25 protein-coding genes are annotated in these 25,231 nt (G+C 69.1%); 17 read left to right on the top strand and 8 right to left on the bottom strand.

The annotated features are described in order from the left end of the window. Positions 1 to 359: 359 nt before the first annotated feature. The 4 genes from ACWELJ_RS13440 (at position 360) to sepX (ending at position 4,560) form a co-directional block, all read left to right on the top strand. Positions 360 to 1,298, top strand: a complete 939-nt coding sequence (locus tag ACWELJ_RS13440) for a UTP--glucose-1-phosphate uridylyltransferase (protein ID WP_452366434.1) — start codon at positions 360 to 362, stop codon at positions 1,296 to 1,298. A 33-nt stretch (positions 1,299 to 1,331) separates the two neighbouring features. Continuing rightward, complete coding sequence (gene glp, locus ACWELJ_RS13435; RefSeq protein WP_357280640.1) at positions 1,332 to 2,591, top strand: molybdotransferase-like divisome protein Glp; 1,260 nt, start codon at positions 1,332 to 1,334, stop codon at positions 2,589 to 2,591. A 9-nt stretch (positions 2,592 to 2,600) separates the two neighbouring features. Then, positions 2,601 to 3,251, top strand: a complete 651-nt coding sequence (locus tag ACWELJ_RS13430; RefSeq protein ID WP_452366433.1) for a GNAT family N-acetyltransferase — start codon at positions 2,601 to 2,603, stop codon at positions 3,249 to 3,251. Between the two features lie 184 nt (positions 3,252 to 3,435). Beyond that, positions 3,436 to 4,560, top strand: a complete 1,125-nt coding sequence (gene sepX, locus ACWELJ_RS13425) for a divisome protein SepX/GlpR (RefSeq protein ID WP_452366432.1) — start codon at positions 3,436 to 3,438, stop codon at positions 4,558 to 4,560. 160 nt (positions 4,561 to 4,720) lie between these two features. Here sepX and ACWELJ_RS13420 read toward each other — a convergent pair whose 3' ends face one another. Both ACWELJ_RS13420 and ACWELJ_RS13415 read right to left on the bottom strand, forming a co-directional pair. After that, positions 4,721 to 5,797, bottom strand: a complete 1,077-nt coding sequence (locus ACWELJ_RS13420; RefSeq protein WP_452366431.1) for a hypothetical protein — start codon at positions 5,795 to 5,797, stop codon at positions 4,721 to 4,723. Then, positions 5,797 to 6,531 (bottom strand): ParA family protein, encoded by a 735-nt coding sequence (locus ACWELJ_RS13415; protein WP_452366430.1) that lies wholly within the window; start codon positions 6,529 to 6,531, stop codon positions 5,797 to 5,799. The genes ACWELJ_RS13420 and ACWELJ_RS13415 overlap by 1 nt, the downstream gene beginning before the upstream one ends. Positions 6,532 to 6,823: 292 nt before the next feature. On the opposite strand from ACWELJ_RS13415, the gene ACWELJ_RS13410 reads away from it, so the two are divergent. Then, entirely contained in the window at positions 6,824 to 7,756 is a 933-nt protein-coding gene (locus ACWELJ_RS13410) for a C40 family peptidase (RefSeq protein WP_452366429.1), read from the top strand. Between the two features lie 11 nt (positions 7,757 to 7,767). Here ACWELJ_RS13410 and ACWELJ_RS13405 read toward each other — a convergent pair whose 3' ends face one another. Continuing rightward, the gene (locus ACWELJ_RS13405) at positions 7,768 to 8,430 is read right to left on the bottom strand and encodes a TetR family transcriptional regulator (protein ID WP_452366428.1); all 663 of its coding nucleotides are present in this window, start codon (positions 8,428 to 8,430) and stop codon (positions 7,768 to 7,770) included. An 89-nt stretch (positions 8,431 to 8,519) separates the two neighbouring features. On the opposite strand from ACWELJ_RS13405, the gene ACWELJ_RS13400 reads away from it, so the two are divergent. Continuing rightward, positions 8,520 to 9,602, top strand: a complete 1,083-nt coding sequence (locus ACWELJ_RS13400; RefSeq protein ID WP_452366427.1) for a substrate-binding domain-containing protein — start codon at positions 8,520 to 8,522, stop codon at positions 9,600 to 9,602. A gap of 207 nt (positions 9,603 to 9,809) precedes the next feature. Further along, positions 9,810 to 10,520: a helix-turn-helix domain-containing protein gene (locus tag ACWELJ_RS13395; RefSeq protein WP_452366426.1), complete on the top strand. Its 711-nt coding sequence runs from the start codon at positions 9,810 to 9,812 to the stop codon at positions 10,518 to 10,520. Here the strand turns inward: ACWELJ_RS13395 and ACWELJ_RS13390 are convergent. After that, positions 10,514 to 10,741 (bottom strand): hypothetical protein, encoded by a 228-nt coding sequence (locus tag ACWELJ_RS13390; RefSeq protein ID WP_452366425.1) that lies wholly within the window; start codon positions 10,739 to 10,741, stop codon positions 10,514 to 10,516. The genes ACWELJ_RS13395 and ACWELJ_RS13390 overlap by 7 nt on opposite strands. Positions 10,742 to 10,867: 126 nt before the next feature. Between ACWELJ_RS13390 and ACWELJ_RS13385 the strand changes: the two genes are divergently transcribed. Continuing rightward, entirely contained in the window at positions 10,868 to 11,824 is a 957-nt protein-coding gene (locus tag ACWELJ_RS13385; RefSeq protein WP_452366439.1) for an undecaprenyl-diphosphate phosphatase, read from the top strand. A gap of 170 nt (positions 11,825 to 11,994) precedes the next feature. On the opposite strand, the gene ACWELJ_RS13380 is transcribed toward ACWELJ_RS13385, so the two are convergent. Next, a complete protein-coding gene (locus tag ACWELJ_RS13380) occupies positions 11,995 to 13,626 on the bottom strand; it encodes a cutinase family protein (RefSeq protein WP_452366424.1) in 1,632 nt (543 codons plus the stop codon). A 145-nt stretch (positions 13,627 to 13,771) separates the two neighbouring features. After that, positions 13,772 to 15,175, bottom strand: coding sequence for a lipase family protein (locus ACWELJ_RS13375; RefSeq protein WP_452366423.1), 1,404 nt, complete (start codon positions 15,173 to 15,175; stop codon positions 13,772 to 13,774). Positions 15,176 to 15,448: 273 nt separating this feature from the next. Between ACWELJ_RS13375 and ACWELJ_RS13370 the strand changes: the two genes are divergently transcribed. The 8 genes from ACWELJ_RS13370 to ACWELJ_RS13335 all read left to right on the top strand — a co-directional run bounded on the left by ACWELJ_RS13370 (position 15,449) and on the right by ACWELJ_RS13335 (position 22,135). Continuing rightward, positions 15,449 to 15,859, top strand: a complete 411-nt coding sequence (locus tag ACWELJ_RS13370; RefSeq protein WP_452366422.1) for a Zn-ribbon domain-containing OB-fold protein — start codon at positions 15,449 to 15,451, stop codon at positions 15,857 to 15,859. After that, complete coding sequence (locus ACWELJ_RS13365) at positions 15,856 to 17,001, top strand: thiolase family protein (RefSeq protein ID WP_452366421.1); 1,146 nt, start codon at positions 15,856 to 15,858, stop codon at positions 16,999 to 17,001. Before ACWELJ_RS13370 ends, ACWELJ_RS13365 begins: the two co-directional genes overlap by 4 nt. Further along, positions 16,995 to 18,539, top strand: a complete 1,545-nt coding sequence (locus tag ACWELJ_RS13360) for a class I adenylate-forming enzyme family protein (RefSeq protein WP_452366420.1) — start codon at positions 16,995 to 16,997, stop codon at positions 18,537 to 18,539. The genes ACWELJ_RS13365 and ACWELJ_RS13360 overlap by 7 nt, the downstream gene beginning before the upstream one ends. Continuing rightward, positions 18,532 to 19,308, top strand: a complete 777-nt coding sequence (locus tag ACWELJ_RS13355) for a crotonase/enoyl-CoA hydratase family protein (protein ID WP_452366419.1) — start codon at positions 18,532 to 18,534, stop codon at positions 19,306 to 19,308. The genes ACWELJ_RS13360 and ACWELJ_RS13355 overlap by 8 nt, the downstream gene beginning before the upstream one ends. A 2-nt stretch (positions 19,309 to 19,310) precedes the next feature. Further along, positions 19,311 to 20,225, top strand: coding sequence for an SDR family NAD(P)-dependent oxidoreductase (locus ACWELJ_RS13350; protein WP_452366418.1), 915 nt, complete (start codon positions 19,311 to 19,313; stop codon positions 20,223 to 20,225). A 13-nt stretch (positions 20,226 to 20,238) separates the two neighbouring features. Continuing rightward, complete coding sequence (locus ACWELJ_RS13345) at positions 20,239 to 20,940, top strand: TetR/AcrR family transcriptional regulator (protein ID WP_452366417.1); 702 nt, start codon at positions 20,239 to 20,241, stop codon at positions 20,938 to 20,940. Between the two features lie 14 nt (positions 20,941 to 20,954). Continuing rightward, positions 20,955 to 21,494 carry a DUF4822 domain-containing protein gene (locus ACWELJ_RS13340; RefSeq protein WP_452366416.1) on the top strand — a complete coding sequence of 180 codons (540 nt, stop codon included), beginning with the start codon at positions 20,955 to 20,957 and terminating at the stop codon, positions 21,492 to 21,494. Between the two features lie 152 nt (positions 21,495 to 21,646). Further along, the gene (locus tag ACWELJ_RS13335; protein WP_452366415.1) at positions 21,647 to 22,135 is read left to right on the top strand and encodes a carboxymuconolactone decarboxylase family protein; all 489 of its coding nucleotides are present in this window, start codon (positions 21,647 to 21,649) and stop codon (positions 22,133 to 22,135) included. A 16-nt stretch (positions 22,136 to 22,151) separates the two neighbouring features. On the opposite strand, the gene ACWELJ_RS13330 is transcribed toward ACWELJ_RS13335, so the two are convergent. Then, a complete protein-coding gene (locus ACWELJ_RS13330; protein ID WP_452366414.1) occupies positions 22,152 to 22,472 on the bottom strand; it encodes a hypothetical protein in 321 nt (106 codons plus the stop codon). A 339-nt stretch (positions 22,473 to 22,811) separates the two neighbouring features. Here ACWELJ_RS13330 and ACWELJ_RS13325 point away from each other — a divergent pair, with 339 nt between their 5' ends. Then, a complete protein-coding gene (locus ACWELJ_RS13325) occupies positions 22,812 to 23,747 on the top strand; it encodes a TIGR03564 family F420-dependent LLM class oxidoreductase (protein ID WP_452366413.1) in 936 nt (311 codons plus the stop codon). Between the two features lie 15 nt (positions 23,748 to 23,762). Here ACWELJ_RS13325 and ACWELJ_RS13320 read toward each other — a convergent pair whose 3' ends face one another. Continuing rightward, on the bottom strand, positions 23,763 to 25,043 hold the full coding sequence (locus ACWELJ_RS13320; protein ID WP_452366412.1) for an acyltransferase family protein: 1,281 nt from the start codon (positions 25,041 to 25,043) through the stop codon (positions 23,763 to 23,765). Between the last annotated feature and the right edge of the window lie 188 nt (positions 25,044 to 25,231).

Below are 25,231 nucleotides of genomic sequence, written 5' to 3'. Positions count from 1 at the left end.
GCCCGCCCCGGCGGCCAGTCCGGCCAGGCCCGCGATGGCGGAGGCGCCGAACAGTCGGCGGCGGCTCACGCCGCGGTCGGCGCCGGGGGACTTGACGATAGGCGCGTCGGGGTTGTCCGGCGTGGAATCGGGGTTGTGGGAATCCTCACGATCGGTCATGGGTGTCAGTCAACAACCAGTGGGTACGAGGGAGGTCACAGTGCGACGAACGCCAAATGAAAAGAACGGGTCGGTCGGTGAGAGCGCCCTCGGTCCGGCGTTCGGTGCGCTCCCGCCGTCCTCGCCCCTTAGGCTCTCGGGGATATCGAGGCGGCCACGAGCCACTCTCGGGCATATGACGGATGGATAGGGTGAAATTCATGACAGCTACTGGCGGCGGAACCGAGTCGTGCTTCCGCACCGCGGTGGTCCCCGCGGCCGGGCTCGGCACCAGGTTCCTGCCCGCGACCAAGACGGTTCCCAAGGAGTTGCTGCCGGTGGTCGACACCCCGGGCATCGAATTGGTCGCCGCCGAGGCCGCGGAGTCCGGCGCCAATCGGCTGGTGATCGTGACCTCGCCCGGAAAAGACGGCGTGGTCGCGCATTTCGTCGAGGACCTGGTACTGGAGAGCACCCTCGCCGAGCGCGGCAAGTTCCATCTGCTGGAGAAGGTGCGCAAGGCCCCCGCCCTGCTCGACGTCACCTCGGTGGTGCAGGAGGAGCCGCTGGGCCTGGGTCACGCGGTGGCGCAGGCGGAATCGGCGCTCGACGCCGACGAGACCGCCATCGCGGTGCTGCTGCCCGATGACCTCGTGCTGCCCGGCGGCGTGCTGGAGCTGATGGCGAACGTGCGCGACACCTACGGCGGTTCGGTGCTGTGCGCCATCGACGTGCCGAAGGAAGAGGTCAGCGCCTACGGCGTCTTCGACGTGGAGGAACTGCCCGGCGGCCCGTGCGACGTGCTCAAGGTCAACGGCATGGTGGAGAAGCCGGCGGTGCACGAGGCGCCGTCCACCTTCACCGCGGCCGGGCGATACCTGTTGGACCGCGCCATCTTCGACGCGCTGCGTCGCATCACCCCCGGCGCGGGCGGCGAACTGCAGCTGACCGACGCCATCGCGCTGCTGATCGCCGAGGGCCACCCGGTTCATGTCGTAGTGCATCGTGGGTCGCGGCACGATCTGGGCAACCCGGGCGGTTATCTTCGTGCTGCGGTCGATTTCGCTCTGGAACGCGAGGAATACGGTCCCGCCCTGCGCGAGTGGCTCGAGCAGCGGCTCGGTCCGGACTGGAATCCGCAGCTGACCGCATGCGAATGAGGCGAGGAGCAGGCGCGACAACGGAAGGGCGGCATGCGCTCGGTTGAGGATCAGCAGATCAAGGTGACCGCCGCGGCCGTGGCCCCACGGCCGGTCCGGGTCGCGATCAGCGAGGCACAGGGTTTGCTGTGCGCCGAGGATGTGGTCACCGAGCGCCCGCTGCCGGGCTTCGATCAGGCCGCCATCGACGGATACGCCGTGCGCAGTGTGGATGTGGCCGGCGCGGGCGCGAATATCCGTGACGAGGATGGCAATTCGGTGCTCCTGAGCCTGCCGGTGGTGGGTGAGGTGGCGGCGGGTTCGCGCCAGCCGATCCGCCTGCAGCCCCGCCAGACCGTGCGGGTGGACACCGGCGCGCCGCTGCCCACCCTCGCCGACGCCGTGCTGCCGCTGGAGAACACCGACGGCGGCCGCGCCCGGGTGAAGGTCTACGAGGCGGTCCGCTCCGGCGACTACGTGCGCCGCATCGGCGACGACGTGCAGCCCGGCGATCTGGCCGTGCGCGCGGGCACCATCATCGGCCCGGCCCAGGTGGGCCTGCTGGCCGCGGTCGGCAAGGACAAGGTGCTGGTGCATCCGCGGCCTCGACTGTCGGTGCTGTCGGTGGGCGGCGAGCTGGTCGACATCGACCGCACGCCCGGTCCCGGCCAGGTCTACGACGTGAACTCCTACGCCCTGGCCGCCGCCGCGCGCGACGCGGGCGCGGACGTGAACCGGGTGGGCATCGTGAGCGCCGATCCGAAGCGACTGCGGGACGTGGTGGAGGGCCAGCTGGTCCGCTCCGAGGTGGTGGTGATCGCGGGCGCGGTCGGCGGCTGGGCGTCGGAGCAGGTGCGCGAGGCGCTCGAGGGGCTCGGCGAGCTGGAGATCACCCGGGTCGGCATGCATCCCGGTTCGGTGCAGGGTTTCGGCCTGCTGGGCCGCGACGAGGTGCCGACCTTCCTGCTACCCGCGAATCCGGTTGGCGCGCTGGTGGTTTTCGAGGTCATGGTGCGGCCGCTGATCCGGATCGCGCTGGGCCGCCGCCACCCCATGCGGCGCATGGTGCGGGCGCGCACCATCCTGCCGATCGCCTCGATTCCGGGCCGCCGCGGCTATCTGCGCGCGCAGCTCATGCGCGACGAGCAGACCGGCGACTACCTGGTGCAGCCGCTGGGCGGCCCGAACGGGGCGTCCTCGCATCTGCTGGCCACCATGGCCGAGGCCAACAGTCTCATCGTGATCGACCCCGAGACCACCGAGGTACGTACCGGGGACGAGGTCCAGGTCGCGTTCCTGGCTCAGCGTGGGTGAGGCGTGGAGATGAACGTCTTTCGTTCGGTTCAGCATCCGGGCTGGCCGGCGCATCTGGGGCCGGTGCGGGTCGCGGCGGGCACGGTCACATTGCGGCCGATCCGCCTGCGGGACGCGTCCGCCTGGGGCCGGATCCGGGTCCGGGACAAGGACTATCTGGAGAAGTGGGAGCCCACCGGCCGCGGTCCGTGGGAGGCGCGTAACCATTCCAGCAATTGGCCCGCGCTGTGGTCGGCGTTGAAGGCCGAGGCGCGGCGCGGCGCGATGATTCCGTTCGTCATCGAGGTGGACGGCCAGTTCAGCGGTCAGCTCACGGTGGGCAATATCGTGCGCGGCGCGTTGCGTTCGGCGTGGATCGGCTACTGGGTGTCGAGCGAGCTGGCCGGGCAGGGCGTGGCCACCGCGGCGCTGGCGCTGGGCCTGGACCACTGCTTCGGGGAGGTGGGCCTGCACCGGGTGGAGGCCACGGTGCGGCCGGAAAACCTTGCCAGTCAGGCGGTTCTGCGCAATGTCGGTTTCCGCGAGGAGGGCATGCTGCAGCGCTATCTCGACGTGGACGGCGCGTGGCGGGATCACCTGCTGGTCGGTATGACGGTCGAGGAGGTCTCGGGGACCGTGGTGGACAGGCTGATTCGCGCGGGGCGCGCCAGCAAAGCCTGATAACTCGCTGAGCGCGGCGTGTGAGAGTTTTCGCGACCGAATTCGTGTGACTAGTGTTGCGTGTGTGGTCGGCGCGCCTGAGGGGAATACCCACGGTGTGGAATTAACCTACGCACGTCGGTGGTGCGTCTGTTTTCCGATCAGAAGGGACAGACAACAGGGCGGGACGGAGGTGTAAGGGCCAATGCCGAATTCGATCTTGTGGATCGGCTTGGTGGTGCTCTGGGTCTTCGTGCTCTTCCCGATGCTGGCCAATCGCCATCCCCGCATCCGGCAGCACACCGACGCCGCCCTCTCGACACGAGTGTTGCATCGCGGTGGTGCCAAGCGAAGCACCAGGAAAGGTCCGGCGACCGGACATGACACCGACCCGGACTACGTGCCGGTTCGCAGAAAGCTTCACCCGAGCGAGGATCCGGAGGATCGGATGACCAGATCGGACGACAGCCCCGCCGAACCGGAAGCCATCACCGCCGCGTCCGCGGCCGCGACGGCAGCAACCGTAGCCGACAAGGCCGAGGTCGTCACCGCGATGAGCGCCGAACTGCCGGAGCCCGAGACGGATTCGGCCGAGGCGGAGGACACCGACGACGCGGCCGCCGCCGAATCCGAGCCCACCGCGGCGGAATCGGAGACCGACCCCGAAACCGCCACGGATGAGACAGAATCCGAGACCGTGGATGCCGCGGCCGAGACCGACGACACTGAGCCGGAAGTCGACGCGACGGCGGCCGAACCCCGCAAGCGGGTCTCCCGCGCCCCCGCCCTGCGCGAACCCGAACCGGAGCCGGAACTCGAATCCGACGACGAGGACGAGGATTTCGTGCCGTCCCGGCGCGGTCGGGGCGGATTCGACCCCGAGGCCGACGCCGTCGCCCGCGCGGCCCGCTACACCTTCCGCCAGCGCGCGGTCCTGGGCCTGGTGCTCGCGGTCCTGCTGTTCGCCGCCTCCGGCCTGGCCATCTCCTCGATCCTGTGGTGGCTCGCGGCGCTGTCGGGCACCGTGCTGATCGCCTACCTGGCCTACCTACGCAAGCAGGTTCGCCTCGAGGAGGACATCCGCCGCCGCCGCGCCGCCCGCGCGGCCCGCAAGCCCACCGACGCCGAGGCCGAGGACCAGCGCCGCACCCGCGAACGTCCCCGCCCCGACCGCGACGAGACCCGCACCCAGCTGCGCCGTTCCGTCCTGGTCGAACCCGACGACGAGGACCCGTTCTTCGAACACCTCGACCTCTTCGACGCCGCCGAGGCCCGCGCCACCCGTCAGCGCGCCACCGGCGCCCGCGAACGCCGCGCGGTAGGCGAATAACCCGAACCGCACCGAGAAGGGCTCCCCGGCCAACGGGGAGCCCTTCTCGCATATCCGGGCCGTCATCGGAGTCGTCGCCAGCGATATTGAATAGGTTTTCGCTATTACAGTGAAAGGGCCCGGCTTTCGGCCGGGCCCTTTCGGCGGGTGCTGTCGCGAGCTATTCCGCGTCCGGCATTCGACCGGTCACCGGGATCTGGCGCTCGATGAGTTCGGCAAGCGTCCGGAGTTTGGCCGCGAATTCGCGGGCCGCCACCGGATGGTCACCGGAGCCCTTCACCACCTTCTGGGTGAGGGCGGTGAGCCGGGACTCGACCGCGCTGAACACGTCGGCGGTGGCCGGCTGCTCCTCGGTCAGGTCGCCGCGCAGCCACGCGCGCAGCCGCTGCACGACCGCGCCCTCGTCGTAGTCGTCGGGCAGTACCGCGACCGCTTCGCGGAGTTTGCCCGCGGTGACCTTCACGTCGGCGGCCAGCGTGGTGTACACGGTGACCGCCGCGTCCTCGCCGTAGGCCGCGGCCACCGGCAGCAGCTCGCGGATCTGGCCCTCGTTGAGGGCGGGCGCGACCGGGTGCAGGCGCGCGGCGAGCGGCCAGGCCCGGATCAGCTTGTGCGCGTAGGACCGTTGCATGTCCCACCGCTTCTCCACGTACTCGTCGAAGGTGGCGTGGTCGGCGCGGTAGAGCCGGCCGTCGCGCACGATCTGCAGGGCGCGCCCCGCGGTCCAGAAGGCCACCCGCAGCGCGTCGATGGAGGATTCGCACACCTCGAGCTGATCGGACTCGCTGCGGCTGAGCGGCCCCTCGCCGCCCGCGGTGGGCAGCGGCAGATCCAGCACGCTGGGCGCGGCCGCTGCCGGAGTGACCTCGCGGGACATCGGCTCCGGTGCGGCGGCCGGGACTTCCGGCGCCGTCAGGACTTTCGGCCCCGCTGGAACCTGTGGTGCGGCCGGGCTCTTCGGCGTGGGTGCGACCGGTCGAGCCGGCGCGGGCTCGGCCACCGTCTCGGGTGCCAGGATGGCGGTCGCCGCGGCGGCGGGTGTCACCGGTTCCGCCGAGGACGCCGCGGGCGCGGCCGGCGCCATGAGGACGGTGGTGGCGGCCGCCGAGAGTTTCGGTGTGCGCGGCCATTTGGCGTCACGCAGCGGGGACACCGGGGGAGTGTGCTCGGCCTCGTCGGAGAGCGGGTTGCGACCGAGGCCGCCGCCGATGGAGGTCTTTCTGCGCTGGGGCGGCATCAGGCCGACACCTCCGCCGGGACGCGGGCCTCGATGTAGTCGCGCACCAGTTCGTCGCCGACGGCCCGGTATTCGCCGAGATCCTCGATCGGGTTCTCGGCGCCGTCGCCGACTTCGCCGTCGGCGGCCTCCCGATACCACTTCCAGGCGCTGACGTAGGAGTCGAAGACGTCATAGCCCGCGTCCTCGAGATTGCCGCGCTGCGTGCGGTATTCGGTGGACACATTGACGCCGTTCTTCATGGTGACCGGAACCTTGGTCATGAGTACGCGCACGCGAATGGCCTTCTCGTATTCGGCGGCCGCTTCCTCGGCGGCGCGGTAGGTACTGGGCACGCGTTTGACCTCGGACGGGCTGACGCTGGTGACGAGGACGAGTTCGTCGCTGACGGGAACGGCGGCCTTGAAGATGTCGGCCGATTCACCGCCGGCGTCGACGATGATCACGTCGTAGTTCGCGGAATTGTCGGTGATGCAGTCATTCACGTGCCGCGACGGGAAGGCGAGCAATTCGAAGGGAATGTCGACCTCGGCCTTCTGTAGTCGCCGATACCAGGAGTATCCGGTCTGGCTCAGCGGGTCGGCGTCGATCACCAGCACTCGAAGTTCGTGTGCGGTAGCGAAATACGAGGCGAGGAAGAAAGCGGAGGTCGTCTTGCCCACGCCTCCTTTGAGATTCCCGAGCGTGACCACCAGTGGCTCGGGAAGGTTGCCTAGCGCAGGGGATTTGGTCATCGATCAACCTCCTGTTGATGGGGAGGGCAGCTTCCGTGGATCAGTTTCACACGCGCGCGCGACGCGCCCGCGCAGGCTCGCGTGGGGGAGTCGAATTGGTTGAAACCGGCTGTGTCCAATTGGACACAGCCGTCAATGGTTACCGTTTCGTAATGAATAACACGCATGTCATTCGTTGCCACCCCTGACCTTCCGGCGAAATATGCATTCTCGGATCTGCTGGCAAGACCGAAATTGCGCGTGATGGACGGAAACCGGATAGCTCTCACGGCTGATCGGAGGACGACCGCTCATGGAAAGCAACGGTGACAGACAGAAGGTTCGATTACTTCCGCGGCTGAGCCTGCGGACCCTGGTGACAGGAGTCCTCGGTGCGGCAGCCGTGGGAGTCGCCCTCTTCTTCGCGGCGGGCCAGGCGCAGGCGGCGCCGGTGACGATCCCCGGTATCGGGGCGATCGATATCCCGGATGAGATCGCCGCCCCGCTCGGCCGGGTGACCCCCGCGATCGGAATCCTGCCCCCCGCGGCCGGAACCGCTACCCCCGCGCCGGAATCGGCGAACGATGAGCCGGACGCGACCCGCATGACGGTGGCGCCCCAGCACATCATCATCGCCCCGGCCGACACGATGCCCGCCCCGGCGTCGGTGGAGTCACTGGTCCCGGAGCCGCTGCGCCCGGCGATCGTGGCCCCGGCCGTGGCGCCTCCGGCCGTCGCCACCCCGACCGCCGCCCAGACCCCCGCGCCGGAATCGCGCACGGTGTCGATCGCCGGCCTCGGTACTTTCGTGGTGCCCGCCGCCCTGCCCCCGCTGACCGGCATCCCCGGCGTGACCGATTCCGTCGTCACCCGCACCCCGGTGCCCGCGGCGATGCCGAAGACGGCGGGCGAGCGCGCGATCGAGGCGGCCCGCACCAAGCTCGGCGCGAACTACCGCATGGGCGGCAATGGCCCGGACTCCTTCGACTGCTCCGGTCTCGTGCAGTGGTCGTATCGGGAGGCGGGCGTGGAACTGCCGCGCACGAGCTATTCGCAGCTCGCCGCCGGAACCCCGGTCACGGTCGACGAATTGGAGCCGGGCGATCTGGTCTCTTACTACGGCGGCGGCCACTCGGCGATGTACCTCGGTGACGGAAAGATCATTCACGCCAGCGACTACGGTTCCGGTGTGAAGGTCTCGCCGCTGTCGAACATGCCGGTGACCGGAGCGCGGCGCTTCCAGTGAACCGCCCGAGACTACGAGGTGCCGGGTGGTTCGGATCCGGACGCCGGGACGCCGGCCTCCTGACCGCCGTGGTCCACCGGTTCGCTGAGTAGTCCGACGATCATGGCGATGATGCTGTTACGGACGTCGTCGCGCTCGACCTCGGTGGGCAGCACGTAGCGCTCGTAGTCGGCGAGCAGGGCGAACATGACCGTGGTCATGGCCTGCAATCGGTACCGGCGTTGCGCCGGAGTCAGTTCCGCCAGTGCGTGATACAGCCTGGCGACGAGCACTCTTGTTGTCTGCCAACGCTTTTCGTTGAGATTGGGTCCGGTGACCGCGGGATGGGCGCGGGCCTGCTCCAGGAACCGCGCGTAGTGCGTCGAGCCCTCGGCGTACGGCACGTCGAACATGGGCCGCACCAGAATGGCGACCAGCGCCGCGACGCTGTCCGGGGCTCCCGAGGCCTCGTGTTCGGCGAGCAGTTCGGTTCGCCGGGATTCCAATGCCGGCTGATGGCGTTCGATAATGGCGGCGATGAGTCCGTCCCGGGAACCGAAGTGATAGTGGACCGCGGAGTTGTTGCGTTGTCCCGCCGCCACCGCGATATCGCGCAGGGCCACGTCCGGCCCGCGTTCGGCGATGGTGCGCTCACCGGCGAGCAGCATGAGCTCGCGCGCGTCAGGACTGTTCACGGTGCTATCGTGCCCCTTCGTCTCGCACCGCGCGGTCCCGGGTGGACGGGCGGGCGGATCCGTGGGCATTCGGACGGCGGTGAGGATCGATGAACCCACGTGAGTTCGGGTCGCGCCGGACGACGGTGGACCTGGCCCTGGTCGTCCCGATGAGCGGTTCGGCCGGCATCTTCGGGCCCTCCTGTGAGGCGTGCGCGACGCTGGCGGTCGAGGACATCAACGCGATGGGCGGGATCCTGGGCCGCCCGGTCCGGTTGCATCCGGTGGACGCGGGCGCGCCGCCGCCGGTGCTGGCCGCGCGGATCGACCGGATGGTGAGCCGCGGCATGATCGATGGCGTGGTCGGCTGGCACCTGTCGAACGCGCGTAAGGCCATCACCCCGTACACCGCGGGCCGGGTGCCCTACATCTACACCACCTTCTACGAGGGCGGCGAGGACTCCGACGGCGTCTACATGGTCGGGGAGACCCCGGATCAGCAGTTGTTCCCCGCGCTGCGCTGGTTCCGGTCCGAACTGGGCGTGCGCCGCTGGTGCATCGTCGGCAACGACTATGTCTGGCCGCGTGAAACAGCCCGGGTCACGTGGGAATTCGCGAATTCGAGCGATATCGACGTGGTCGGGGAGGTCTTCCTGCCGCTGGGCGGCCGGGATTTCACCGCCGCCCTGGACCTGATCCGCACCTCGCCCGCCGAGGGCGTGCTGCTGTTCATGGTCGGCGCGGACTGCGCGGCCTTCAATCAGGCCTTCGCGGCGGCCGGACTGGACGAGAGTCGCCTGCGGCTGAGCATGATGATCGGCGAGGACGTGCTCTACGCGGGTGGTCCGGACAGCGCGCGCGGATTGTTCACCGCCAGTGGCTATTTCGAGAGCCTGGTGTCGCGGGCGGGGATGGCGTTCGGCAGCCGGTACACCGCCCGGTTCGGTCAGCTGGCTCCGGCGCTGAACAATATCGGCGAATCCTGTTACGAGGGCTTGTTGTTGTTCGCCTCGCTGGCGGAGGCGGCGCACAGTCTGGATGTGCGGCTGATCGAGCGCGGGGCGGCGACGGTGAGTTACGGCGGCCCGCGCGGTGAGGTGCGGGTGCGCGGGGCGCACACCACGCAGCCGGTGTTTCTGGCGGGCGCGGACATCATGGACTTCACGGTGCTGGCGGATCTGACCGGATGGTGAGGCGCGGGCTGTTCGACCGATGGCGAACGCTACGTTGCGTTCCCAATCGGGTTGACGACCGAATGCCGTATCGAATCGGATAACGCAAGTGTGCCAAGGGTTTTCGAAGGTCACGATGATCATGGGCGGCGCCCGCCCGGGCGGTTTTCGTGTTGCAATAGGGTGGTGCCGCGCCGCCTCGGCGGCCTCTGATGAAGGAGCCGCTCCGTGCCCGGAGGAAGACTCAGCCCCGATGACCGCCGCCTCATCGCCGCCGGTCTGGCCCGGGGCCTCGGTTACGCCGAGATCGCCCGCCGCCTGTCCCGGCCGACCTCCACCGTGAGCCGCGAGGTGACCCGCAACGGCGGTCCGGGCCGCTACCGCGCGGAACTGGCGCAGGCCGCCACCGCGGTGCGTTCGCGCCGCCGCACGCCGCGACCCAAACCCGCCGAGAAGCCCTCCGGCGTCGACGAATACGGCCGCGATCCCGTGCTGCTGGCCGAGCTGAGCGACCGTTTCGCGCTACTGTTCGCGCAATTCGGGATGCCGCGTATGGCCGCGGCGGTGCTGGCCCGGCTGTATGCCGCGGACTCGGGCAGTCTGACCGCGGCCGAGCTGGCGGCCCAGTTGCGGGTGAGCCCGGCCACGGTGTCCGCGGCGGTGGGCCGGCTCGAGGAGCGGGCGCTGATCCGCCGCGACCGGGATCCGGGGACCCGCCGCGACCGCTACGTGCTCGACGAATCCGCTTGGTACCGAACCACTCTCGCCGGTGCACAGGTCAACGAGCGGCTGGCGGCCCAGGCCCGGCACGGCGCGGACGCGCTCGGTAAGGCCACGCCCGCCGGGCTGCGGTTGCTGGGCATGGGCGACTATCTCGAACGGGTGGGCCTGGACATGGTCCGCTCCGCCGAACGCTGGCGGCCGCGCCTCGATCACTGAGGGACGGCGATGCCGGGAAATCTGCGGTGAATGCGATCGACATACTTGCGCACCGTGGAAAGTTCGGCCGAGATCGTTTGCCGGGCTTCCGCGGTGGGCGCGGTTTGTAATCGCCGCGTCAGTTTGACTACATGCCTTTCCAATTCGTCCAGGAAGATGCGGGCCTGAGCTAACTCGGGATCCTCGCCGACATCGGGATTGCCGAATCCCCTGTACTGCATATCGCCGAAGTATTCCACGCGGCCGGACGCCGCGCCGCGCAATTCGATTGGTTCCGGTAGCCTCGCCAGGCGAGCTGCCCCGGCGCCATCGGGGGGTTCGGATCCCCGCACCGCCGCCCGACAGGAATTCGAATGGCCATCAGCTACCTGGAATCGATCGTCGTCGGCGCGCTGCAAGGGGTGAGCGAGCTGTTCCCGGTCTCCAGTCTGGGCCACAGCATCCTGCTCCCGGCCTGGGTCGGCGGGCAGTGGGCCGAGGATCTGAGCATGTCCGCCAAGGATTCCCCGTACCTGGCGCTGCTGGTGGCCATGCACGTCGCCACCGCGCTGGCCCTGGTCATCTTCTTCTGGCGGGACTGGGTGCGCATCCTGCGCGGTCTCTGGGACGTGGCGCTGACCCGCGAGATCCGTACTCCCGAAGCGCGATTGGGCGTGCTGCTCATGGTCGCGACGGTCCCGGTGGGCCTCGCCGGCCTGCTGCTGGAGAAGATCGTGCGCCACTATCTCGGCACGCCCATACCCACCTCGATCTTCCTGGCGATCAACGGTTTCGTGCTGCTGTCCGCGGAGATCATGCGCAAGCGTGAGCCCGAAACCGATTTCGTGTTCTCCAGCCCCACCGGCCGCACCCGGGACCTGTCCATGGAGGACACCATCGTGCTGCCGACGACCGACCCGGACCGCGCCTCGGATGTGCGCCTGTCCCGTCTGACCCTGCGTGACGCCACCCTGATCGGATCGGCCCAGATCGCCGCGCTCTTCCCGGGCATCAGCCGCTCCGGCAGCACCATCGTGGCGGGCCTGTTCCGGGGCATGCGCCACGAGGACGCCGCCCGCTTCGCGTTCCTGCTGGCCACCCCGGTCATCCTGGCGGCCGGGGTGCTGAAGACGCCGGAGCTGTTCAAGCCCGAGAACCACGCCATCCTCGGTCCCGCCCTGGCGGGCAGCGTGGTCGCGGGCGTGCTGTCCTACATCTCGGTCAAGTTCCTGACCGCGTATTTCGAGACCAAGACCCTGACCCCGTTCGCCGTCTACTGCTTGATCGCCGGGCTGGGCAGCTTGGTGTGGTTCACCATTCGCTGACCCGCCTCCCCGGGCCTTCAGCGGGCGGCTGGGAGCCGTCGCTGGCCGCGCACCCGTGCCGACGGTGGGTGCCGAACCGATTGCGGACGTACCCGACGAGTTACCCCGACCGTTACGAAACCAGTGCGCGCCCTGGCATACGTAGATGCCAGGGCGCGCATGGGTTGTTCTCAGTTCGTGGGCGTGGTGGTCGGCGCCGCCGTGGTGGTGGTGACGACCGGGGTGGTGGCCGGAACCGTCGTGGTGGTGGTCACCGGGGGAGTGGTGGTGACCGGCGCGGTGGCGGTGTCCGGGGCGACCGTCGTGGTGGCCGGGGGTGTCGTGGTGGTGGCGGCCGGGGCCTGGGCGGTGGTCGTCGTGGTTCCGGTCGCGGGAGTGGTGGTGGGCTCGCCGGACTTGGGGGCGGCGGCCAGCGCGGCCGGGGCCTTCGACGTGGTGGTCGGGGCCGGGGTGGAGGTCAGCGTCTTCGGGTCGAGCTGGTGGGCCTGGGCCTGCTTGGCCAGTTCGGTGAGCCAGGCGGCGGCGTACTCGGCGGAGCTGACGGGCTTGCCGTTGTCCGGGTTGGAGTCGTGCCAGTAGTCGAAGTGGTGGCCGGTGCCGTTCGGGCCCAGGGTCAGGTTGTACGGGTCGTTCATGATCACCGGGATGGTGTTCTGGTTGGTGGTGATCAGCCCGATGACCTCGTTGAAGACCTTCTGCGGCAGGTACGCCAGCGGCGACATGTTCTCGGCGGCGATATTGTCCGCGGCCACCGGCGTCGCGTTCTGCTGGTTCGGCTTGTAGCCCGGCTGCGACACCTTGAGCAGCACGTCGAGGAAGGTCTCCTTGCTGGTCCACCAGCCCGGGTTGTGCGCGATGTCGCCGAAGGCGTCGCCCGCGATCTTGCCCAGCACGACCGCGACGTCGATGCCGGTGGTCGGGTTGAGGCCCTCGTTCTGCATCTGGTCGGCGTTGATCTGGCGGCCGACATTGATGGCGAGCTGCAGCAGGGAGATGTTCTTCGGCGCGGCGCAGGTGAGGTCGCCGTCGGAGCAGAAGGAGGCGATGCGGCCGTTCAGCGCGCCGAAGTCACCGGCCTGGTCGGGCAGCGCGCCCTGTCCGCCCGCGACCTGCTTGCCGGTCTGGTAGCTCTGGTCGAAGTTGTCCGGGCGGCTCGGGTCCTTCGCGCCCGGGAACGGTCCCTCCCCGGCGGTGCGGCCCGCGTCGGCGAGGATGACGACGCCCGCGACATTGCCGGGATCCACGATCCCGTACTTGCCGTCCGCACCGGCGGTCTGGTGGCCGATCTGCATGGCCACCCGCCGCACCACGTCCGCGCCCTCGGAATAGCCGACGATCGCGTACTTGGTGTTGGGGCAGGCCGCGGAGATATCCCGCATGACCTGCTCGGTATTGGCGACACCGGTATTGACGGCGTCCTCGTAGCTGTTCAGGTTCGCGGGATAGGAGATATAGACGGCCGAATACGAATTGGAGTCGACCGAGCCGCCGGGGGCGTTCACCACCGGGTCCACCCAGTGGCTCTGGTAATCGTCGGACAGGGCCGCGGGCAGTTCGTTGCCGTTCGCGTCGACCAGCATCTTGGTGGTGCCGGACTGCGGCGAATCGTTGCGCCCGGCCACCGAGATGGTCACCATGTCATGGCATTCGGTGACCGACGAGGTCAGCGCCGGATCGGCCTGCCTCGAATCCGGTGACGTCAGCGCATAAGTGGCCGCCACCGCGGCCGCCACACCCAATACCGCGGGCGCGGCGACCGCCGATGCGATCCTATGTCGTTTCACGAACCCGCGAATATCCATACCCGAATCCCCATTTCACCCCGACAAGTGAACCGTCAGGCCCAGCGACTGAGCGGGCCGTCTACAAACGGAGACGTCGTAACCGGAGATCCGAGTGTTACTTATGCGAATTTTTCGTTACCGCACCATGACCCGAATCGGCCGGTCAGGATCCGATGGGTTTGCCGAAGAATGAGGCGAAGGTCTCACCCAGCGTCTCGCCCAGGGTCTGCAGCTCGCCCGGGGTGCCGAGCATGGACGGCATATCGGTGGTGGAGCAGCCCGGTTGCGCGCCAATACCGTTCAAGCGATCGAACAGCCACAGCAGCGCGGCCGGTCCGCCGGAGACCTCGCCGATGACATGCTCGCCGGCCCAGTCCCGGGTGTAGGTGACCTGGGCTCCGGGTTGCGCGCAGTAGGTGTCGACCAGCTTGTCGGCCGCGGGCAACGGCAGGATCTCGTCCCACCGCGAGTGCCAGACGAACAGCGGCATATCCGGCAGGCTCTTGCCCAGGCGGGTGTCCTCGAGCATCGCCGCGACCGCGGGTTCAGCGAGCGGATCGGGGGAGTTGATCATGCCGGTGATGTTGAGGAACGGCAGCAGCGCGGTCTGGTACTGCACGCAGAACGGCGCTTTCACCGTGCGCAGCAGCTGGCCCAGCGGATTGAGCTTCTGGTCCAGCAGCGCGCTGAAGTCCGGGTACTCCCGGGACAGCCCGAGGACCGCTCCGAGCACCAGGCCCGCGGTGGCCTGATTGTTGGCCATCAGCAGCGCCGCGCCCAGATCCGCGCCCGTGCCGCCGGAGGCCGCGCCCACGATATTCAGTTCCGGCGCATAGGTTTTGCGCAGCTCGGCGGCGTGCATGGTGGGCATCGACCCGCCCGAGTAGCCGTACAGCGCGGTCGGCGCGCCCGCGCCCACGCCGAGCGGCGCGAAGGAGGTGGCGGCGCGAATGCCGTCGAGGGTGATCCGCCCGGCCAGCGGCCCGGCGGCGTACGCCGAATTCGGGCCCTCGTGATCGGGGATCACCACCGCGAACCCCTTCTGCAGCGCGGCCTGCGCGAAGAGGAATTCGGCGGGCGCGACGATCTGACCCAGGAACGGCGCGGCCGAAAGGTGTTGCAGCGCATAGGAGGGACTGCAGTAGCCCTGCGTGGAGTCCTCGGCGATCTGGACCGAGAGCAGCTTGCGCGGCGCGGGTGCGGTACCGCGCGGCTTGATCAGGGTGGCGACCGCTCCGATGGCCTCATCGCGACTGTTGTTGGAGCGGTAGGAGACCTGCCAGGCGTCCACGTTCAGCGGGATGAGCCCGAAGTTGCCGAGGTTGACCTGCCGGGCCGCGATGATCTCGCCGGGCGCGGCGGCGGCGATCACGTCGGCGGGCGGGTTGTAGAAGCCGGGATCGAGTTCCGGCGGCAGTGGCAGTACCCGCGCCGGCGCGATCGACGGCAGTGCCGGTGTTTCGGGATCGGCGTGTCCCGGCCCCACCGTGAATGCCGCCGCCACCAGCGTCGCGATGGACACCGTCCCGAAGCGTACGAACCGCCCGGTCAGTCGCCTGGTCTTCATCGACCCACTTCCTCACCCTGAATCCCCGAGTTGTGAGACTACTCAGTCTCAATATTGCCGGGATCACTCTGCCACAGCTGTGACCGGCCTCGCAATATCCGCGAACGACGGAATCGGGGATCGGGCGGATTCGGCCTATCGGGCCCGCTGAGGTGGCCGAACGCGCCGGATCGCCCGCGCCGCGGGCGAATTCGGCAAGACCCTTCCTGGTGGCGGGGATCACTGCTACCTTCTCACTTACTGAACGCTCAACAAATAAGTTGCGAGGTCGCGATGCGCGTTGCCGTCAACCCCAGGCTCTATGACCCGTTGCCGGACGATCCGGTGCTGCTCGGCTGCGAATGCGAGGTGTGCGGCCGGGTGTACTTCCCGCCGATCGGGCTCGGCTGTGAGACGTGCGGCGTGGGGGAGGGCCGGCTGCGGGCGCGAACCCTGCGCGCGGAAGGCGTGGTGTTCGCGGTCGCCGAGGTGGGGGTCGACCCGCTGGGCGCGGCGCCGTTCACCGTCGCGGAGATCGTGCTCGACGCGGGGCCGCTGATCCGCGCGCTGACCGACCCGGAATCGCCCGTGCCGCGGATCGGCGATCGGGTCGCCGCGCGCTGGCGGGTGGTGCGACGCGATGACGCCGAGCTGGTCGAGCCCGCCTTCGCCGCCGTCCCGGCCGGGAGCGAGGTGCGCGCATGAGCGCTGACCTGCGCCCGGTATGGGTCATCGGAGTCGGGCTGCATCCCTACCGGAAGCCCAGTCGCGCACCGTATCCGGAGCTCGGCGTCACCGCGGTCCGCGCGGCCCTCGCCGACGCGGGCCTGCGCTGGGACCAGGTGCAAACCGCCTATACCGGCACCGCCACCACCTCGATGGCGTTGTCGCGCTTGATGTATCGGCACCTGGGTGCGACCGGCATCCCGATGACGCAGGTGGAGAACGCGTCCGCCTCGGGCTCGAGCGCCTTCCGGCAGGCCTACCGTGAGGTCGCCGCCGGCCTGCACGACGTGGCCATCGCGGTCGGCGTCGACAAGCCGCTCAACCTCACCATGCCCGCCCGAGCGGCCGGGATCGAAGACCTGGTCGGTCATCGGTTGCCGCCGGTCTCGCACTTCGCGCTGCTGGCCTCGCGCTACATGTACGAGACGGGCGCGACGCCGGAACAGATCGCGCGGGTGGCGGTGAAGAACAGCCGCAACGCGGCGCTCAATCCGAACGCGCAGCGCACCACGGCCAGAACGCTCGAGGAGGTACTGGCCCCGCCGGCCCTCAGCGGCGCACTCACCCGCCTGCAGTGCTGCCCGATCGGGGAGGGCGCGGCCGCGGCCATCGTCGTCTCCGAACGGGCCATCGTGGACCTCGGCCTGGACCGGGATCGTGCGGTGCGGGTGCGATCCTCGGCACTGCGATCGGAAACCTATTACGGCACCGAGAATTTCGACGCCGCGCTGACTGCCGAGACCACGGCCGAGGCGTTGCGGGCGGCCGGCGTGAGCATCGACGACGTGGATCTGATCGAGCTGCACGACGCCTTCACGGTGGAGGAGCTCGTCTATCTCGAGGCGATGGGGGCGTGCGAGCCCGGCCGGGCCGCGGCCGCTCTGGCCCAGGGCGATTTCGATATCGGCGGCAAGATCGCGGTCAACACCTCCGGCGGGTTGCTGTCCATGGGGCATCCGATCGGGCCGACCGGTGTCGGGCAGATCGCGGAACTGACCGTCCAGCTGCGCGGCGAGGCCGGGGCGCGGCAACACCCCGGCGCCCGAATCGGCTTGGCGCACATGGTCGGAGTCGGCGCCGTCTGCGCCGTGCACGTGCTCGCCCGCGAGGAGGAATGGTGAATCAGCCCGACCAGGGATCCCCCGAGTTCTGGGCCGTCCATCGACCGGACGCGCCCGCGGTGGTCAGCGGCGGCGCCGTGCTGACCTATCGGGAATGGAACGACGCGGCCGACCGGGTCGCGGAAGGCCTGGCCCGGCGCGGGCTGACCGGCGGTGATCGGATCGGCACCCGGTTCCGGCTCGCGCCGGAGTACTTCGTCATCCAGCGTGCCCTGCAGAAGCTCGGCATTGCCCAGGTGGCCGTGAACTGGCGGCTGACCCCCGCGGAGGCGCTGTACATTCTGAGCGACAGCGGCGCGAAAGGGCTGGCGTGCAATGACATCGACGCCACCGGATGGGATCCGGATGCGCTCGGTGTGCTGATCACTGTCGGCCAAACCCCCGACGCGCCCGGGGTGCGCTACGAGGACCTGCTCGAAACCGCCGCCGCCCCTGCGCGTTTCGGCGCGGCGCGACCCGAGCTGGTGCTGTACACCTCCGGAACCACCGGCCGCCCACGCGGGGTCCCGCCGACCGATCCCGCCACCATCACCGACCGGGAGCGCCTGCAGCGGTATCTGCACTCGGTGGCGTCCGTCCCGCCATTGCCCGACGCGGTGCGCTCCCTGCTGACGATGCCGATCCATCACGGTGCCGGACCGGCGGTCGCGATGCGGGCCTGCGGCGGTGGCGGAACCGTGGTGACGCTGGACCCGTTCGACGCGGAGGCGGCGCTGCGACTCATCGACGAGCATCGCATCCAGTCCTGGATCGCGGTTCCCACCATGCTGCTGCGCATCCAGAAGCTGCCCGCCGACGTGCTCGACCGCTACGACCTGTCCTCGGTGCGGCACATCGGAACCGGTGCCGCGCCGGTCCCGCAGTCGCTGAAGGAATGGGTGGTCGAGCGTTTCGGCGACGACGTGCTGTGGGAGAGCTACGGCGCCAGCGAACCCGGCATGATCAGCTACACCGCGCCGGAACATCAGCTGGCCAGGCCGGGCACCAGCGGCCTGCCGTTCGACGGGGTCGAGATCGCCATCGTCGACGCGGACTGGAATCGGCTGTCCGCCGGGGAACCCGGGGAGATCGCGGTCAATACGCCGATCGTGCTGCGCAACTATCTCGGCGGTCCGCCGCTGGGCGAGGACGTGGTCAAGGACGGCTTCTACCGCACCGGCGATGTCGGCTACCTCGACGCCGAGGGCTTCCTGTTCATCACCGACCGGATCAAGGACATGATCGTCGCGGGCGGGGTCAACATCTATCCGGCCGAGATCGAGAAGGCTCTGGTCACACACCCGCGGGTGCTCGATGCCGCCGTGATCGGCATCCCCGACGCCGATTTCGGTGAGAAGCCGCTGGCCTACATCGTCGCGACGCCGGATTCCGCGCCGACCGAGGCCGAACTGCTGGCCCATCTGGAAGGACGGCTGGCCGGGTACAAACGGCCCCGCCGCTTCGACTTCGTCACCGACCTGCCCCGCAACCCGGTGGGCAAGGTCATGAAAAACGAACTGCGCCAACCATATTGGGAAGGACGTGAACGCAATGTCTGACCGGCCCGATCTCATCGGGACCGAGGTGATCGACGAGCGGATCCTGCTCATCCGGATCAACCGGCCCGAACGCCGCAATGCCTTCGACGGCGCGGCCGCCCGCGCTTTGGAAGCGGTCATCGACCGGTACGAAGCCGACGACGCGCTGCGCTGCGCGGTGCTCACCGGTTCCGATTCGGTGTTCTCCGCCGGACAGGATCTGATCGCCGCCGCCACCGGCGATATGGGTGTCACCGAACGCCGCGGCGGTTTCGGCATCATGGCCCGGCCGCCGGTCAAACCCATCATCGCCGCGGTGGAGGGGCACGCGCTCGCGGGTGGCCTGGAACTGTGCCTGGCCTGCGATCTGATCGTGTCCTCGCGTACCGCCACCCTGGGCCTGCCGGAGGCCGCGCGGTCCCTGGTGGCCATGGGCGGCGGATGTTTCCGGCTCCCCAAGCGGATTCCCTATCACCTGGCCATGGAGTTGATCCTGACCGGAAAGCCCTGGCACGCCACGCTGTTCGCCGAACTCGGACTGATCAACCGGCTCACCGAGCCCGGTGGGGCGGTCGACGGCGCACTGGACCTGGCCCGCGACATCTGCGCCGCCGGGCCGCTGGCCGTGCGGGCGAGCAAGCGGATCGTCGTCGACTCCCAGAACTGGACCGACGACGAAGCCTGGACGAAGCAACTGATCTACCTGACCGAGTTGCACCAATCCGAGGACCTGCGCGAAGGCCTGCGCGCCTTCGCCGAGAAGCGGCCGCCGGTCTGGAAGGGACGCTGACCATGATCAAGCCGAGTTTCGCGAGCGGCCTGCTGGCCGGGCAGGTCGCGATCGTCACCGGTGGTTCGCGCGGAATCGGCGGCGCCACGTCGACATTGCTGGCCGCCAATGGCGCCAAGGTCGTCGTCGCCGATGTCGACCGGGACAAGGCGGACGAGGCGGTGGCCGCCATCAACGACGCCTATGGTCCGGGCACCGCCGCAGCCTTCGTCGCCGACCTGGTGGCGCCCGGCGCGTGCGACGACCTCGTCGCCTACACGACAGCCGAGTACGGTGGCCTCGACATCGTGGTCAACAACGCGGGTTACGCGTGGGACTCGCGTGTCCACGCCATGACCGACGACCAGTTCCAGGCCATGCTCGACATCCACCTGGTGGTGCCGTTCCGCCTGGCCCGGGCCTGCGCACCGGTGTTCCGCGCGGCCGACCGGGCCGACGCCGCCGAGGGGATCACGCGGCACCGCAAGACGGTGATGGTCTCCTCCATGGCCGGTCTGCTCGGGCTCGACGGCGCGGCCAACTACGCCTCGGCCAAGGCGGGCGTACTCGGGCTGGCGCGCACCCTGGCCCAGGAGTGGGGTCCGATGCACGTGAACGTCAACGCGGTCGCGTTCGGGATCATCCAAACCCGTTTCGGGCAGCCACAATCCGATCGCGAGGTGATCCGCACCGGCGGCCGCGAGATCCGGGTCGGGATGCCCGCCAAGCAGGCTCAGCGGTTGGGCATCACGGTGGACCCGGAGGTCCCGCCCACCGAGGCCGAGATCTACGCGGCGCGGCCGATGCCGTTCGTCTCGCTGGGGCGCACCGGCACCATCGGCGAGGCGGCCGACGTCATCTTCTGGCTGTGCTCACCGCTGTCGAACTATGTGACCGGGCAAGTGGTGCCCGTCAACGGCGGTACCCGACTGGGCTAGTTAGGGTGGCGCCATGGCGGGTCGCACGGAGAGGTCACTGGCGCAGGCCACCGGGAAACCGGTGGCGCGGATGGCGCAGGGGGGCGACGCGGCCCCGCCCCCGCGCCGCACCCAGCGCGAACGCGCGGCCCAGGCCGGTCAGGCGCTGCTGGACGCGGCCGAGTCGCTGTTCGCCGAACGTGGCGTCGACCAGACCTCACTGGCCGATGTGGGGCAACTCGCGGGTTACAGCCGCGGATTGGCCAACCACCATTTCGGCACCAAGGCGGCGCTGGTCGATCAACTCGCCCAGCGCATCCAGGCGCAGTTCGTCGGCGACTCGGGCGCCGCCGAACCGGCAGCGCCCGGACTCGACCTCATCGCGGTGCTGTCGCGGCTGGCGGAGGACTATCTGATGGCCATGATCGGACATCCCCGGACCAGCCGCGCCTTCTTCGTGATGTGGGGCGCGGCAATGCCTTCCGAGGCAGCGCTGCGTCCGGTCTTCGCCACCGACGACGAGCGCTTCCGCCGCGGCGTCGCGCAGATCCTGCGGGCCGGGCAGGCCAACGGGACGGTGGCCGCCGACCTCGATCCGGTGGCCGACGCGGTCGTGCTGACCGGCATGATGCGCGGTATCGCGGCCCAGTATCAGATCGCGCCCGAGGCCGTGGACCTGCCCGCGGCCGTCCGATCCTGCCAGCGATTCCTTGAGCGTGGTCTTGCCCCCGGATAGCTAGAGTGGGCCGGATGACAGGTAAAGAGATGACGAAGAAGATCGCGACTCTTGCCGTGGCCCTCGCGGCGGTCGGTGCGCTCGGAGCGTGCAGCAGCAACGACAATTCCAGCTCCAGCACCACCTCCGCCCAGCCGACCACCTCCGCGGCCGCCACCATGGCCGTCCCGCCCGGTTCCCCCGCCGCCGTGCTGGCCGCGACCGCCTGGGAGACCACCTCCGCCACCGACGCCCACGGCAACCAGGTGCCGCTGACCGACGACAATGTCAAGAACTACGTCGGCTTCGCCTACTTCAAGCCCGACGGCACCTTCACCATGTACAACCTCGACGACACCCCGAAGATGCACGGTGACTGGTCGGTCCCCGCCGACGGCAAGACCCGCACCATCGTCGCGAAAGACGATGCGGGACAGGAGAAGTTCCGTCGCGTCACCGACATCATCACCTTGAACGACAAGGAATTCACCTACCGCGTCTACCCGGACGCCAACGACAAGACCGTGTACTTCGACATCATCCACACCCCCACCACCCACCCGGAACCGAAGTAGCCGTGCGTGGCCACCGCCCGCGTCATCTCCGGATGGCGCGGGCGCTGTCGTCCGGGGCCGTGGCCCACCTCACAGGATCGATGCTGTCACGCGCGCGCGGTTTCCGGCGTCTTGTGGTCGTCCAATGCACAACCGCACGTGAGGATCACATGATGGAACCCCGAATCGACCTGAACACCAACGCGGTCGGCGCCAAGCTCAACAAGCGGTTCGCCGGTGTCGGTCTGGCGATCACCCAGTCGGGCCTGCCGAAGTCACTGATGGAGCTGATGGAACTGCGGGCCAGCCAGATCAACGGCTGCGGCTTCTGCGTCGACGCCCACACCAAGGAGCTCGACGCCGCCGGCGAATCGGCCACCCGGATCAACCTGGTCGCCGTCTGGCGCGAAACCACCGTATTCACCGAGCCCGAGCAGGCCGCCCTCGCCCTCACCGAGGAGGGCACCCGGCTCGCCGACGCGAATCACGGTGTCTCCGACGAGACGTGGGCCCTGGTCCGCAAACACTACGACGAGGACCAGGCCGCCGCGCTCGTGTACGTCATCGCCCTGATCAACGCCGCCAACCGGCTCGCGGTGATCACCCGGACCAAGGGCGGCTCCTACCAGGCGGGCGCCTTCGAGGCGATCGCCGCCGACTGACGCCCGGACCGAGCCGTCAGCGCTCGCCCGGCTCCACCCACCGGCGCAGTGCGTCGATGGTGGTCTCCGGTGACGTGTTGAAACAGAACCGAATTCCGGGCACCTCGTCGGCCAGCGTATTGATCAGCCGCTCGAACAGCAGCGTGTGCTCGCCCGCCATGCGGACCCCCGCACCGATCATCGCCGCCCGGAAGCTCCGCCCCGCAACGTGTTCGCGCAGCGCCGCTTCCGCCGCATCGGGATCCGCGGGCAGCTGACACGACACCAGATCGAACCCGGCCGCGCGCAACGCCGCCTCGCCGGCCGCGATACGCGCGGTCAGAATTTCCTCGGTCAACTGCGGATACCTGCTGTAATCCACAGCGCTGGGATGCAATCCGACCGACAGTACGGTCGAGCCATTCGAGTTCTGCTGGTTCACATGGTCCTCCGACCCGGTTGCCGTCATGGACGATACAAGCGCGCAGCACCGCCTCGATCTTCCCGAAGCGGCGAACTGGATCCGGGCCGGCTGATGTCGAGCCGCCGATCAGCGAACCGCCCGCGACCTCGTTCGAGGCCGCGGGCGGGCCGGCCCACGGTACGTGTCGTGATCAATCGCGAAAACCATTGCGCTCGAACTGATTGCATCACCCGTTGCCGGAACAGTCGTTCGCGCGGCGGGGTTGCCCATGGCATGACTCTCGGAATAGCGCTCGCCGCGACGAACGCGGACAACTACGTCGACGCCGTGGTGGCCCAGGCCCGGTCGGCCCACGAGCTGGGTATCGGGTCGGTGTGGTTCGGCCAGCGAATGGACTACGACTCGCCCACGCTGGCCGCGATCGTGGGCCGTGAGCTGCCCGGCTTGCAGGTCGGCACCTCCGCCATCCCCGTGGTCGGCCGCCACCCGCTCCTCGTCTCCGCGCAGGCGCAAACCGCCCAGGCCGCGACCCACGGCCGCTACCACCTGGGATTGGCCGTCGGCTCGACGCTCGCCGCCGGCGCCTTCGGCGTCCCGTTCGACCGCCCCATCGCTCGTCTCCGCGAATTCCTCACCGCGATAAACCAATTGCTCGACACCGGCACCGCCGACTTCCACGGCGAACTACTGACCGCCACCCCATCCCTGCCGACCGCCGTCCCGGGCGCCCACCCGCGAATCCCCGTTCTGGTGGCCGCGATGGGTCCCCAGGCCCTCCGCGTCACCGGCGAACTGGCCGACGGCACCCTGCCCTACCTGGCGGGCCCGAAAACCCTGAGCTCCCACATCGTCCCGGCCATCACCCGCGCATCCTCCACCACGCCGCGGATCATCGCCTTCGTCCCCGCCGTCGTCACCGCCGACGTCGAATCCACCCGAGCCCGAGCGATCGACAAACTGTCCTTCTACGAACACATCCCGTCCTACCGCCGAGTCATCGACCAGGAGGGCGCCTCCCGCGCGGCCGACCTGGCCCTCATCGGCGACGAGGAAGCCGTAGCCGCCGGCATCCACCGCTACTACGAAGCCGGCGCCACCGAAGTGGTCCTCACCAGCACCGACCTCTCCACCCCAGCCGACGAACGCCGCACCTGGGCCCTGGCCGGTCAACTCGGCCCCGCTCCGGCATCCACCCAGCCCCACGGCTGACGGAGTGGCGAGGACTCAGGCGGCGACGGTGCGCGATTCGTCCGCGGCCCGCTTGCGGCTGTCGATCTTGGCGATCATGCGGTGGCCGAGGTTGTGGCACGGCTTCTCGATGCAGCGGTAGGTCACCGCCGCGATCGCGATCGCCGCGCCCACCCAGGTCACCAGCGTCAGCCAGGTCGCGGGAATGCCGAGGACCGGCTTCGTCCAGCGCGGCCCGTCGAGGATGAGCGCGTGCGCCAGATAGAGCGAGTAGCTGATCCGGCCCAGGAACAGCAGCGGCCGCGGGAACGCGTACTTCCGCAGCATCAGCGCGGCTACGAAGAACAGGTAGGCGGTGATGATGGTGGTCGGCTGCTTCACCCAGGTGACCCACGCGCCGCTGCCCGGATCCAGCGCGGGCCGCGCGAAGGTGCTGATGCCGAGGATCACCGCGATCGCGAGCCCGAACACCGCCCACCCGCGCGTGGCGCTGATCTCACCCGAGGTGATCCGGTAGAGCACGGTCCCGACGAACATGGTCGCGAAATACCCGAACGTCAGCACCGACACCCCGGGCTGATTGAGAACCAGTGGCACGGTGATGAATACGAGCCCGACCGCGGTGACGGCCGCCCGCCGGTCGGTCGCCATGCAGGCGAACACCACCGCCACCACGACGGTCGCGACCGCGGCTGCGACCCGCGTCAGACTCGTCGCACCCGGCCCGTTGATCAGGAAGGGCGGCAGCAGCGCACCCGGGACGACCAGCACGATCGCCAGCACCGCCAGCGGCACCGATCGCCGGTTCAGTCCCGCGGTCAGCAGCAGGGACAGGAACAGATAGAACGCCAGCTCGTACGACAGCGACCAGGACGCTGTGACGATCTGAATGGCCGGTCCGCCGATGAAGTAGTGCACCATCGTCAGGTTCATGACGAAGTTGGTCACCGGGTGTTCCAGAAATGCCGGCGGCAGCTTGTATTGCTGGATCGAGTACAACAGCACCGCCGCGGTCAGACAGGCCCAGTACAGCGGATACAGCCGGAAGAACCGCCCCACCCAGAACGCGCCGAGTGACCGCCCCCGCTCCATGGACGCCGGAATGATGAACCCGCTGACCAAGAAGAAGACGAAAACCCCGAACTCCCCGAGCCCGAAATGCGCTGCCGAGAACCGGAAATACGCCGGCCAGATTCGCTCCGACACGTGCTGCACCACGACCGCCAGCGCCGCCAGCCCGCGCAGCGCGTCGAGAAACTCGTACCGCCCGCCCCGCCCCCGCACCACTCGGTCCACCGGCGCAACCGGAGTCGCCACTACATCATCAACAGTCACGACAGGTTACCGCCAAAGTACTCGAACGCTTTCGATCATCGGCCCTCGAGCCGCGCCTGAGATTAACAGCAGATCGCCCCGGCCCCAGCGATACCCGCGCAATGAAAGAGGCTGGTCCCGATAGGAAACCAGCCCCTTCGTCAGACGACTGCTCAGCAGTCCGGCCCGTA

The sequence above is a fragment of the Nocardia sp. NPDC004582 genome (assembly GCF_053602115.1).
Note: the sequence above shows the minus strand (reverse complement) of the source record. Positions and strands in the feature narration are given on the sequence as shown.

Bases quoted from the DNA above. Each gene is read 5' to 3' on its own strand.
- ACWELJ_RS13440 (WP_452366434.1), top strand. From the start codon at position 360: ATGACAGCTACTGGCGGCGGAACCGAGTCGTGCTTCCGCACCGCGGTG.
- glp (WP_357280640.1), top strand. From the start codon at position 1,332: ATGCGCTCGGTTGAGGATCAGCAGATCAAGGTGACCGCCGCGGCCGTG.
- ACWELJ_RS13430 (WP_452366433.1), top strand. From the start codon at position 2,601: ATGAACGTCTTTCGTTCGGTTCAGCATCCGGGCTGGCCGGCGCATCTG.
- sepX (WP_452366432.1), top strand. From the start codon at position 3,436: ATGCCGAATTCGATCTTGTGGATCGGCTTGGTGGTGCTCTGGGTCTTC.
- ACWELJ_RS13420 (WP_452366431.1), bottom strand. From the start codon at position 5,797: ATGCCGCCCCAGCGCAGAAAGACCTCCATCGGCGGCGGCCTCGGTCGC.
- ACWELJ_RS13415 (WP_452366430.1), bottom strand. From the start codon at position 6,531: ATGACCAAATCCCCTGCGCTAGGCAACCTTCCCGAGCCACTGGTGGTC.
- ACWELJ_RS13410 (WP_452366429.1), top strand. From the start codon at position 6,824: ATGGAAAGCAACGGTGACAGACAGAAGGTTCGATTACTTCCGCGGCTG.
- ACWELJ_RS13400 (WP_452366427.1), top strand. From the start codon at position 8,520: ATGAACCCACGTGAGTTCGGGTCGCGCCGGACGACGGTGGACCTGGCC.
- ACWELJ_RS13390 (WP_452366425.1), bottom strand. From the start codon at position 10,741: ATGCAGTACAGGGGATTCGGCAATCCCGATGTCGGCGAGGATCCCGAG.
- ACWELJ_RS13380 (WP_452366424.1), bottom strand. From the start codon at position 13,626: ATGGATATTCGCGGGTTCGTGAAACGACATAGGATCGCATCGGCGGTC.
- ACWELJ_RS13375 (WP_452366423.1), bottom strand. From the start codon at position 15,175: ATGAAGACCAGGCGACTGACCGGGCGGTTCGTACGCTTCGGGACGGTG.
- ACWELJ_RS13370 (WP_452366422.1), top strand. From the start codon at position 15,449: ATGCGCGTTGCCGTCAACCCCAGGCTCTATGACCCGTTGCCGGACGAT.
- ACWELJ_RS13365 (WP_452366421.1), top strand. From the start codon at position 15,856: ATGAGCGCTGACCTGCGCCCGGTATGGGTCATCGGAGTCGGGCTGCAT.
- ACWELJ_RS13360 (WP_452366420.1), top strand. From the start codon at position 16,995: ATGGTGAATCAGCCCGACCAGGGATCCCCCGAGTTCTGGGCCGTCCAT.
- ACWELJ_RS13355 (WP_452366419.1), top strand. From the start codon at position 18,532: ATGTCTGACCGGCCCGATCTCATCGGGACCGAGGTGATCGACGAGCGG.
- ACWELJ_RS13350 (WP_452366418.1), top strand. From the start codon at position 19,311: ATGATCAAGCCGAGTTTCGCGAGCGGCCTGCTGGCCGGGCAGGTCGCG.
- ACWELJ_RS13345 (WP_452366417.1), top strand. From the start codon at position 20,239: ATGGCGGGTCGCACGGAGAGGTCACTGGCGCAGGCCACCGGGAAACCG.
- ACWELJ_RS13340 (WP_452366416.1), top strand. From the start codon at position 20,955: ATGACAGGTAAAGAGATGACGAAGAAGATCGCGACTCTTGCCGTGGCC.
- ACWELJ_RS13335 (WP_452366415.1), top strand. From the start codon at position 21,647: ATGGAACCCCGAATCGACCTGAACACCAACGCGGTCGGCGCCAAGCTC.
- ACWELJ_RS13325 (WP_452366413.1), top strand. From the start codon at position 22,812: ATGACTCTCGGAATAGCGCTCGCCGCGACGAACGCGGACAACTACGTC.